Genomic DNA, 10667 nt, shown 5'->3' with positions numbered 1-10667 from the left:
GAAAGCGAGACAGACGAGACCCTGAGGCCAACATGATGTTGGTCACGAAGGCATTGTCACAGGACGTGACGCATTTAGCCTTCGTTCCTTTAGCGAAGGAAGCGGCTCGACGCTCGCCCGCAGGAAGCCTTGCTCTGTGCGAAAGCGAAGCGTCAGCGACAAATGTTTTATCTGTGCGAAAGCGAAGCGGCAGCAACAAAGCGAGTAGCCCGTAGAGGAAATCAGAGCCCTCTAATTAATTATAGTGGATAAAAATAACAACACGCTTGAGTAAGTAACATAGTAGGAAAATGAAGTGACAGCTATAGTTACAATTACAATTAGGGGTAATTGATTTTTCCTATAAATAAAAAGATCAGCAACTCTTAATAGAGTATACTGATCCTTTACAACAATTACGCTTTTTTAGCAAGGCGAGACTTTTTACGAGCCGCCGCGTTTTTGTGGATAAGTCCTTTTGAAGCTGCTTTATCTAATGATTTGTAAGCTGCTTGTAAAAGTTCTTGTGTGTTTTCAGCTTTAGCAGCAACAGCGTTTTCAGCTTTTTTCACTGTAGTACGCATTGCAGATTTAGCTTTAGTGTTAGCAGCGTTAGCTTTTTCGTTAACTTTTACGCGTTTAATCGCAGATTTAATGTTTGGCATATGTTTCACCTCCTAAAATAGGTACGAGATGATATCTTCTCATTTGATTTCTTGTGTCAATACAACAAAAATCATTTTAACAAACGCTTGGCCAAATTGCAATAGATAAATGCAAAGAATATTTACTTGACAGTTTGAACAAACTACAGTTGAGGTGAACTGTATGCAAAACTTTAATTGGCAACGTACAGATTTAATTGATGAATCTGAAGAGGTTGTTTTACATCAAACGAAAGAACAAAAAGAAACGCTTAAAGAATCGAGTGGTATTCAAATTGAAGATCGGAATGCTGGTCGGGTAAAAATTACAGATGTACTTGTGAATGCAGAAGGCGAGCAACAAATTGGGAAGAAGAAAGGGAAGTACATTACACTTTCTGTGCCTACTTTGACGCTAGAAGATCGAGATGGATTTGAGCAGCTTGAGAAAGAATTGCTTGTGAATTTTAAAAAAATGCATGAATCCATGTCATGGCAAGAAGATGACAAAATTTTAATTATTGGTCTAGGTAATCGTACAATTACACCAGATGCTATAGGACCATATCTTATTGATCATTTGCATAGTTTAGATGTAATTGATGAAAAATTCGTCATGTATGCACCTGGTGTAACGGGGCAAACAGGATATGAAACTGGTGAATTTGTAGCGGCGTTGGCAGAACGTCTAAAGCCCAAATTAATTATTGTTGTAGACGCACTTGCAACTAGAGCGAGTAATCGCTTATGTAAAACAATTCAATTAACGGATACAGGAATACACCCTGGTTCAGGCGTAGGAAATAAGCGTAAGGAAATTTCATATGAGATGCTTGGCATTCCTGTTACCGCAATTGGTATCCCAACAGTAGTTGATGCACCTGTACTAATTGCCGATGCTGTAGAGGTAATGCTACGTTCTATAGCTGCACGAGTGTCAGAACGGAGTAAACCTTCATCAAAATTGTCATTGTCGTCTTGGCAACCAGATATCAATAAAGAACTAGATATGTCTTTAGTACAGCCGATTTTTGGTGAATGGGCTACATGGTCTAAAGAAGAGCGTCAGCAATTGTTTGAAGAGACTTTCGCAGGCTCGCATACACAACTGATGGTCACACCAAAGGAAGCCGATTATTGGATAGATAATTATGCAAAACTCGTATCATCTATGCTTATGAAATGGGCAAACAATCTATAATTTTTTCCGTTCTAAAAGGCACATCCTCTCCATACGATAAGGGGAGGAGGGTGTGACTTTGCTAAAAAAACTACAGTGGTCATTTGGTTTATTATTGTTCTTCTTCGTATTACCTGTCATTGCTGGGCAACTTCCGTTCAACAAGCAAGCATCGACTCCGATTAAAGAGCCAGAGGATAAACCAGTCGTGTTTGCCGCTACTAATTTACCTGAACAAAGTGTCCTTGAGCAGACAAAAGAGGAAACACCAGAAGAGGTAACAAAAGATCCATTTAAAGTATTGTTAGTATTTACACATTCACAGGAATCATATCAACCAATGGTGCAAGCTGTTAGCGGGAAAGCGGCCGTTTATGATGAAAAAACAAATATTTTTAATTTAAAAGATACGATTTCTAAGCATTTTAGTATGAACGGTATACAAACGGACGTTTTAGACGTTGATGTAATGAAGGAATTAAAACGTCAGAAAAAAACTTTTCCGGCTGCTTACAACGTTGTACGTCCTTATTTAGCAAAACGTTTACAAGAGCAATCCTACGATTTAGTGATTGATTTGCATCGAGATTCTGCTAAGAAAAATGCAACAACGATAACCCATAATAACGAATCATATGCACGGATTGCCATTGTCATTGGTGCAGAGCATAAGAATTATAGATGGAATACTGCTTATGCAGAAAGTCTATCAGCTACTATGAATGAAATTGTGCCGAAAATTTCCAGAGGTGTTATATCAAAAAGTGGTGACAATGTGGATGGTCGTTATAATCAAGATTTAACAAAAGAAATGATCTTAATCGAAATAGGTGGAATTGACAATACAGAAGAAGAATTGAATCGTACAATTGCTGTAATAGGAAAAGCTATAGCAAAATCCTTCGTTACAGAAAAACAAGAGTAAAAACAATAACATTAGAGATTGTCAAAATAGTCTCTCTTTCTTTTTGCAAATTAGGCGTTGTATTTACTATTTTTTTAAAAGAATAATTGTTAGCAAAAATGATAGGGATTTTTTTAGAAAAAATAGAAGTTAAGCCTTTTATTTATCCGTTTCTTGCCTTATAATTTTCGAGTCAGCACATAAAGATTTGACTTTGAATTGTAAAAGTTTCGCGGCATATGCAATAGGCGGAATACGCTTTTGAAGCATCTACCATTTTTGGAGATGCTTTTTTGATGGATAAAATAAACCTTTATTCTAAAAAGGATAAAGGGGCAACTATACATATGAGAAGAATTTCGTGTTGTTTATGATAAAATTTAAACTTTTATAAATACTCATCCGTCATTTATATAAGTGATTGCACTGATTCATTAGTTAAAAGGGGACGATATTAAACTTAAAACTAACGTTTACACTATAAAAAATGCCGCAAAGGTTTATGGATTATCGGAAGAAGAGGTCGGAATATTATGTCAGGCAAGGCAGTCAATCATCGTTATATCCCTGGATTAGATGGGATTCGAGCTTTAGCAGTACTAGCTGTGATAGCTTATCATTTTAACTTCAAATGGGCCAGTGGTGGGTTCCTAGGAGTTGATATCTTTTTTGTTTTATCGGGTTACTTAATTACTTCTACTGTTTTACCCTTAAAAGGAAGTCAGTTAACAGTAGGTTTAGGAAAATTTTGGATGGGGCGATTTCGACGCCTACTACCTGCTGCATACGTAATGATTATTACTTCATTCGCTTGGGCTACCTTATTTCATAAGGATCTTCTAAATACATTGCGTGGAGATGCAATATCCTCTATTTTTTATTCAAGTAATTGGTGGTTCATTTTTCATAAACTCTCTTATTTTGATAGTTTTGGATCCCCTTCACCTATAAAAAATTTATGGTCTTTAGCCATTGAGGAACAATTTTATCTTATTTGGCCAATTCTATTAATGCTAGGTCTTTATCTTGTTAAAAAGCCTGTTAAATTAGCCATTTATATCTTTATCGGTGCATTATGCTCAGCTGTGTTAATGGGCCTACTGTATGAGCCAGGAGCGGATCCAAGTCGAGTATATTACGGGACAGATACGCGTTCTTTTGAATTACTTATAGGCTGCTGGCTAGCACTCGTTTGGCCAATGAAAAGACTATCTTCTCAAAAATTATCTACTGACCATGTCAATAAACTAAATGCAATAAGCTTAGTTGCTTTTAGTATTTTCATTTTAAGTATTATTTTTGTAGATGAATATCAAACTTTCTTATATAGAGGAGGCATGTTCCTATTCTGTTTGAATGCAGCTATATTAATAGCATGTGTTTGTCATCCAATTAGCATTTTAGGAAAAATACTTTCTTTAAAGCCTCTACGTTGGATAGGTTCAAGATCGTATGGAATTTATTTATGGCATTATCCGATTATGGTATTGGGTACTCCAGTCCATGAAATAGGTAATCCCGCGTACTGGCGAGTTGCATTACAATTAGTTCTTATTTTGATGATTGCTGAATTATCGTATCGTTATATCGAAATGCCAATACGGAAGGAAGGCTTCCGCTCCTATTATCGACAGCATTTAGTAATTAATAAAAATAAATGGAGCAGCCTTACGTTTGCTAGAAAAATTTCAACGGTGCTCGTTCCACTATTCCTTTTAGTATTTTTTACTGGGATGACGGGTGTTGTAGGTGAAGAAAAAACGGAGTCAAAAGAGTCTCAACCAACCGAAATTAAAATAAGCGGTGGAGAACAACCTTCGAAGCAACAGGATGCCGTAGCGGAAAAAGAAACACCAGAAAGCGGCTCAGCGAATGTTGAGAATGAAAAAGCTGAAGCTAGCCCTCCTGACAAAGAAGAACCTAAGCAAGGAGAAAATGATACAACTGCGAACCCTGAAAATGAATCCTATAATGGAATATTAGCAATTGGAGATTCTTTAATGATAGATATTGCTTCAAGCTTACATAACATCTATCCAAACATTACGATTGATGCAAAAATTGGCCGCCAAGTTTCACAAGCGATCCAATTGGCGCCTAATTATGCTAGTTTTAATCAGCCAAATAAAGCTGTTATTATTCAACTTGGCACAAATGGTTTCTTTTCGAATGATCAGATTGATGCACTACTTGAAGCTTTCTCCAATGCCGATATTTATTTAGTGAATACTCGGGTACCTCGTACTTGGGAAGGTAAAGTGAATTATTCATTACAACAAAAAGCTCAAGAGCATGATAATATTACATTGATTGATTGGCATTCGGTTGCTATCAATCATCCAGAATTCTTTGCTCCAGATGGCGTACATTTAGAACAAAAAGGTGTTAATACGTTAACGAGCCTAATTCAACAATCAGTAAATATATAATTTAGTAATAAAATATCCAGAGTGCACGTAAGTGTAGCTGGATATTTTTTGTAGGAAAATCTTAAGCACTCTTTATCATTTTTTTATTGATTGCAGAGGAAATGGCACGCTATTTAGAATAACCATTGATTTAACTTCTTTCAGCGGTTGTCCAAACACCCGCTGAAAGAAGTTAAAGCCTCCGGCGGATGTCACGGAATCGGAAAGGAGTGCTTTGTGCATGCACAAAGCCGATTCCGGACGCAATTATGCCGAGGCATAATTGATCAGTATTTATGCCGTTCTAATGTTGTGGTTTGTATAAGGTTCATAGTATAATTCATACTAGTTTGAAGTTTCAAGTATCCCCTTTATATCAAGGGTTCAGAGCGTGTGGGACTAGTTGTTAGCCCTGAAATTTGCCACGCTTGCCAATAAGCTTTGACTAAACAGTGTTACAGACTGCTCCCCTAATTCCTTCAATACATGGCCGTAAATCTTATAGACACAGCCTACAGTCCAGATACGAGATTTTCATTCTACATTGGCATTCCAATGTTAATACTGTACTTTATTGTCGATATATATTTACATAAAAAAAGATTAATGAGCCTAGTTACAAACCATTTTTAGATGCACAATAAATGTCAAAGAAATTAAATAATCCAACTATATATAAATAGTTGTTTGCATCCACTTTTTTAGTAAATAATCAGAATATTCCGGGGATTACGATGAGTTGAGGGGGATACTGAATGTGTGAGGTTTTTAAATAAGAAATAATACATTTGACTGCCCTCAATTCATTCGAGTTTGTTTCTTAATCTAAAGATAGAATATTCAAAATAATTTGACGTTGCTATTTATCTTTGATAATATGAAAACGCATACATCACTTACATAGAAACTGGGGGTAGTAAATCAAATGGTGAAAACTCTGTACAAACTAGATTTAAGCAAATCAATGGAAGAACAGGCGCATCCTGGTCACAATCGATGGCACCCAGACATACCAGCAGCATTTTCAGTAGATCCAGGCACTTCTTTTAGAATGGAATGTAAAGATTGGACAGATGGACAAATTAAAAATGATGATAGTCCAAATGATATTCGGGATGTGAATCTTGCACGTGTTCATGTGTTGAGTGGACCGGTCTATGTGAACGGCGTTGAACCTGGAGATTTACTTGTCGTAGATATTTTAGATGTTGGTACTTTTCAAGATTCGGCGTGGGGGTTTAACGGCATTTTCGCAAGAGAGAATGGGGGAAGTTTCTTAGTTGACGAATTTCCAGAAGCAGCTAAATCAATCTGGGATTTTGAAGGCATTTATACGACTTCGAGACATGTACCTGGTGTGAAGTTTGCTGGGATTATCCATCCTGGCTTAATAGGCGTTGCTCCCTCTATGGAGCTTTTGCAAAAATGGAATGAACGAGAAAAAGAACTCATCATGACCAACCCGGCCCGGGTTCCAACGTTGGCCAATGCACCGACTCCGGAGAGGGCAGTGCTCGGCACATTAAAAGGGTCTGAGTTTGATCGAGTAGCTAAGGAAGGAGCTCGAACAGTACCACCAAGGGAAAATGGCGGGAACTGTGATATTAAAAATCTATCTAAAGGGTCGAAAATCTTCTTCCCAGTATTTGTGGAGGGGGCGAAGTTATCGGTAGGAGATCTTCATTTTTCACAAGGGGATGGAGAAATCACATTTTGTGGTGGTATCGAGATGGCAGGTTGGATTGATCTAAAGGTGGATGTCATTAAAGGTGGCATGGAAACCTATAAAATTTACGAGAATCCTGTATTCCAACCGGGCCCAGTAGATCCAAACTATAATGATTTTCTCGTTTTCCAAGGGATTTCAGTAGATAAGGATGGGAAACAACATTATTTAGATGCTAATCTTGCGTTTCGTCGGGCATGCTTGAATGCCATTGAGTATTTAAAAACGCTGGGTTATACAGGTGAACAAGCCTATATGTTGCTGAGTACAGCACCAGTTGAAAGTCGAATCAATGGCATAGTCGATGTTCCAAATGCTTGTTGTACCATTGCAATCCCTACAAAAATATTCGATAAAAATATTATGCCAAAATGATAGGATAAGGAGGTTTATTCTTGCCTAGTTACACATTTCGTTGCAATGATTGTGGAGATTTTACGTTATTTTTTAAATCAATGGCAGGGAATAAAGACAAATCAACTTGTCCTATTTGCCAATTAGAGTCAAATCGGGTCTATTTTGCACCGAATGTGTATACACTTTCGAGAGCACTTAGTTCGCAAATCGAAAAGGGAATGGAACCGCAAATTATGAGTCGAGAAGAATTAGGGACCAATAAGCCAAGGAAAAAGGCGGGCGCAAATCGTCCGTGGCAATTCGGGTAAGCACCTATTGCTTTACTGGATATATTGGATAAAGATGCTATTCTATCATTCAGCGAAGTCGCCTACTGTGATAGGCGAAAATAATAAGACTGACAGTAGTTTTCTGTCTAGTTTATTGCGGGTGGTATCCCCAAGCGCCGAGCGTTGTCGGTAGGATTTTTTATCAGATCCCGACAGAAGACTCCCACTTCAAGCGTTAGCTAAGTGGCGAGTAGTTCAATTCAACGTATATTAATCATCTCTAAACGACAAAAAAGCTGATTGCCCGTTGTAAAATGGCCAATCAGCTTTTTGTGGAGTCTTGAAGTGCACTATTAAAGCGCCAAGCGGTTTAACAGCTGGCATGGACTAAACTTAGACACAATTCTGACAAACGGAGAGGCATAACATTTGTTATTTAAAGTAATTTGTTCGATTTCTAATAATAAGTTAGAACCGTAACATAATCCGCGAATATCTTCATCAATCATCAGTGTATGGATCTCTAACCATTTCCAACAAATTTCTCCTAATATGCCGACGTGGATTTGATCATTTTCATCTGTGAGGAAGCGGTCGATTTCTTGATATCTGCCTCGTAAATTTTCGGGAAATGTTTTGAATTATACTCGTAAAATTTATTATTAATCGGATAAACAATGGTATTTTACGTGATAAATATGTAGATAAATGCGAAAGATGTTCTGAACATATTCCTTGGACAAATATGTACAGTGCTATATTTATAAATAAAGATTACCTTTGTTCTAACTGTAGTTATTTAGAAAATAAAGTTACCTCCCACAATTATCTGTGAAGGGTTATCGAATGTACCTAGAAATGCACTGTACCAAGCAGTGCTATTTTTATGTAAGTGAGCTATTCTTATAATTTACCCACAAAAAAAGACCGAAGCAACTAGTCTCAATCTTTCTTACTCACGCATTCCTGTACACACGCTCGCCATATTTTTATTAGCCTCAATTTGGCCCCAAATCCATGCATTTATATGCCGTATCTTGCAAAATCTAAAAACCGCTTAAAACACTTTAAGTATTGATATTATAGGCTTTCGAGTCTAGTTGCTGTTGTACTTTGCATATCGTTCATAGTATAATTCATTATAGTTTAATTAGGAGTGGAAAAGATGAACCGAGAAGCACGTTTAAAAAGACAAGAAAATATACGAAATTTCTCTATTATTGCACATATTGACCACGGGAAATCAACGCTTGCTGACCGTATTTTAGAGCAAACGAAATCATTAACATCTCGTGAAATGAAAGCACAGCTCCTTGACTCAATGGATTTAGAGCGTGAGCGAGGCATTACGATTAAATTAAATGCAGTCCAATTAAAGTACGAAGCTAAAGATGGTGAAGTGTATATATTCCATTTAATCGACACACCAGGACACGTCGATTTCACATATGAAGTATCACGTAGTTTAGCTGCTTGTGAGGGTGCAATTTTAGTTGTCGATGCAGCACAAGGTATTGAAGCACAAACACTAGCAAATGTATACTTAGCGCTTGATAACGACCTAGAAATTTTACCTGTTATCAATAAAATTGATTTACCAGCAGCGGATCCAGAACGTGTACGTCAAGAAGTTGAAGACGTAATCGGGTTAGATGCTTCTGAAGCGGTTTTAGCTTCTGCTAAAGCAGGTATCGGGATTGAAGATATTTTAGAACAAATTGTAGAGAAAGTGCCTGCACCAACTGGTGATCCAGATGCACCGTTACAAGCCCTTATTTTTGACTCTGTTTATGATGCTTATAAAGGTGTTATTATTTCCATTCGAATCATGAATGGTACAGTAAAACCAGGCGATAAAATTCGAATGATGGCTACTGGAGCAGAATTTGAAGTTATTGAAGTTGGTGTACACACACCGAAAGTTGTAGCACAGTCTGAATTAACAGTTGGTGACGTAGGCTATTTAACAGCCTCCATTAAAAATGTAGGTGATACTCGTGTGGGGGATACAGTTACCTTTGCCAATCGCCCTGCGGCTGAGGCATTAGCAGGTTATCGCCGTTTAAATCCAATGGTTTACTGTGGACTATACCCAATCGATACAGCAAGATATAACGACTTACGTGAAGCGTTAGAAAAGCTAGAGCTCAATGACTCTGCACTACAATATGAACCAGAGACATCACAAGCACTTGGCTTCGGTTTCCGTTGTGGCTTCTTAGGGCTTCTACATATGGAAATTATTCAAGAGCGTATCGAGCGCGAATTTAACATTGACTTAATTACAACAGCACCATCTGTAATTTACAATGTTCAAATGACAGATGGATCTACAGTTAAGGTTGACAACCCGTCATTTATGCCGGATCCTCAAAAAATTGATCGCGTGGAAGAACCATATGTAAAAGCTACAATTATGGTACCAAACGATTATGTAGGAGCTGTAATGGAGCTTTGTCAATTAAAGCGCGGTAATTTTATGACAATGGATTATATTGATACAACACGTGTCAGCATTATTTATGAAATGCCGTTATCAGAAATCGTCTATGATTTCTTTGATTATTTAAAGTCAAATACGAAGGGCTATGCTTCATTTGACTATGAACTCATTGGTTATCAGACTTCAAACCTAGTGAAGATGGATATTTTGTTAAATGCTGAGCAAGTCGATGCACTAAGCTTTATCGTGCACCGTGACTTTGCGTACGAGCGAGGTAAAGTCATCGTTGAAAAATTAAAAGAATTAATCCCACGCCAACAATTTGAAGTGCCAATTCAAGCAGCAGTTGGACAAAAAATTGTCGCTCGTTCCACAATTAAAGCGATGCGTAAAAACGTTTTAGCAAAATGTTACGGTGGGGATATTTCCCGTAAACGAAAACTTCTTGATAAACAAAAAGAAGGTAAAAAACGTATGAAACAAGTAGGTTCAGTCGAAGTACCACAAGAAGCATTCATGGCTGTTCTGAAGATGGATGATTCGAAGTAACGTTGATATAACAGCGTTCATAAGGATTTTAAATGTGTGTTTTTATATCAGTAGGGTGGAGATTGCCACCGATTTGCCACCGCTTTAAAATTGTGTCAGTAATTTATAAGTCTTTTGGAATTGCACAACGATAAGTGTAAAGCCTAGGTATTCAATTAATTTTGAGCCTGGGCTTTTTTGTATTTAATCATCATATGGTCTGTATTTA

The 10667-nt window shown here is 37.4% G+C and carries 7 protein-coding genes and 1 pseudogene; 6 read left to right on the top strand and 2 right to left on the bottom strand.

The window, feature by feature from the left end:
* Positions 1-395: 395 nt before the first annotated feature.
* The gene (gene rpsT, locus ACQKN2_RS11365; protein WP_079562884.1) at positions 396-644 is read right to left on the bottom strand and encodes a 30S ribosomal protein S20; all 249 of its coding nucleotides are present in this window, start codon (positions 642-644) and stop codon (positions 396-398) included.
* 163 nt (positions 645-807) lie between these two features.
* On the opposite strand from rpsT, the gene gpr reads away from it, so the two are divergent.
* The 5 genes from gpr (at position 808) to ACQKN2_RS11340 (ending at position 7506) form a co-directional block, all read left to right on the top strand.
* On the top strand, positions 808-1824 hold the full coding sequence (gene gpr, locus ACQKN2_RS11360) for a GPR endopeptidase (RefSeq protein WP_427415062.1): 1017 nt from the start codon (positions 808-810) through the stop codon (positions 1822-1824).
* Between the two features lie 52 nt (positions 1825-1876).
* Positions 1877-2728 carry a stage II sporulation protein P gene (spoIIP, locus tag ACQKN2_RS11355; protein WP_427415061.1) on the top strand — a complete coding sequence of 284 codons (852 nt, stop codon included), beginning with the start codon at positions 1877-1879 and terminating at the stop codon, positions 2726-2728.
* A 512-nt stretch (positions 2729-3240) separates the two neighbouring features.
* Complete coding sequence (locus ACQKN2_RS11350) at positions 3241-5136, top strand: acyltransferase family protein (protein WP_427415060.1); 1896 nt, start codon at positions 3241-3243, stop codon at positions 5134-5136.
* A gap of 904 nt (positions 5137-6040) precedes the next feature.
* Positions 6041-7216, top strand: a complete 1176-nt coding sequence (gene fmdA, locus ACQKN2_RS11345) for a formamidase (protein ID WP_427415059.1) — start codon at positions 6041-6043, stop codon at positions 7214-7216.
* A gap of 20 nt (positions 7217-7236) precedes the next feature.
* Positions 7237-7506, top strand: coding sequence for a zinc ribbon domain-containing protein (locus tag ACQKN2_RS11340; RefSeq protein ID WP_323647411.1), 270 nt, complete (start codon positions 7237-7239; stop codon positions 7504-7506).
* Positions 7507-7892: 386 nt separating this feature from the next.
* Here the strand turns inward: ACQKN2_RS11340 and ACQKN2_RS11335 are convergent.
* Positions 7893-8146, bottom strand: a pseudogene (locus ACQKN2_RS11335) (GNAT family N-acetyltransferase); the annotation flags it as partial.
* A 486-nt stretch (positions 8147-8632) separates the two neighbouring features.
* Between ACQKN2_RS11335 and lepA the strand changes: the two are divergent.
* Positions 8633-10459: a translation elongation factor 4 gene (gene lepA, locus ACQKN2_RS11330; RefSeq protein WP_427415058.1), complete on the top strand. Its 1827-nt coding sequence runs from the start codon at positions 8633-8635 to the stop codon at positions 10457-10459.
* Positions 10460-10667 lie beyond the last annotated feature (208 nt).

The sequence above is a fragment of the Lysinibacillus sp. NPDC093688 genome, from assembly GCF_050280145.1.
Lineage (GTDB): Bacteria > Bacillota > Bacilli > Bacillales_A > Planococcaceae > Lysinibacillus > Lysinibacillus xylanilyticus_B.
Note: the sequence above shows the minus strand (reverse complement) of the source record. Positions and strands in the feature narration are given on the sequence as shown.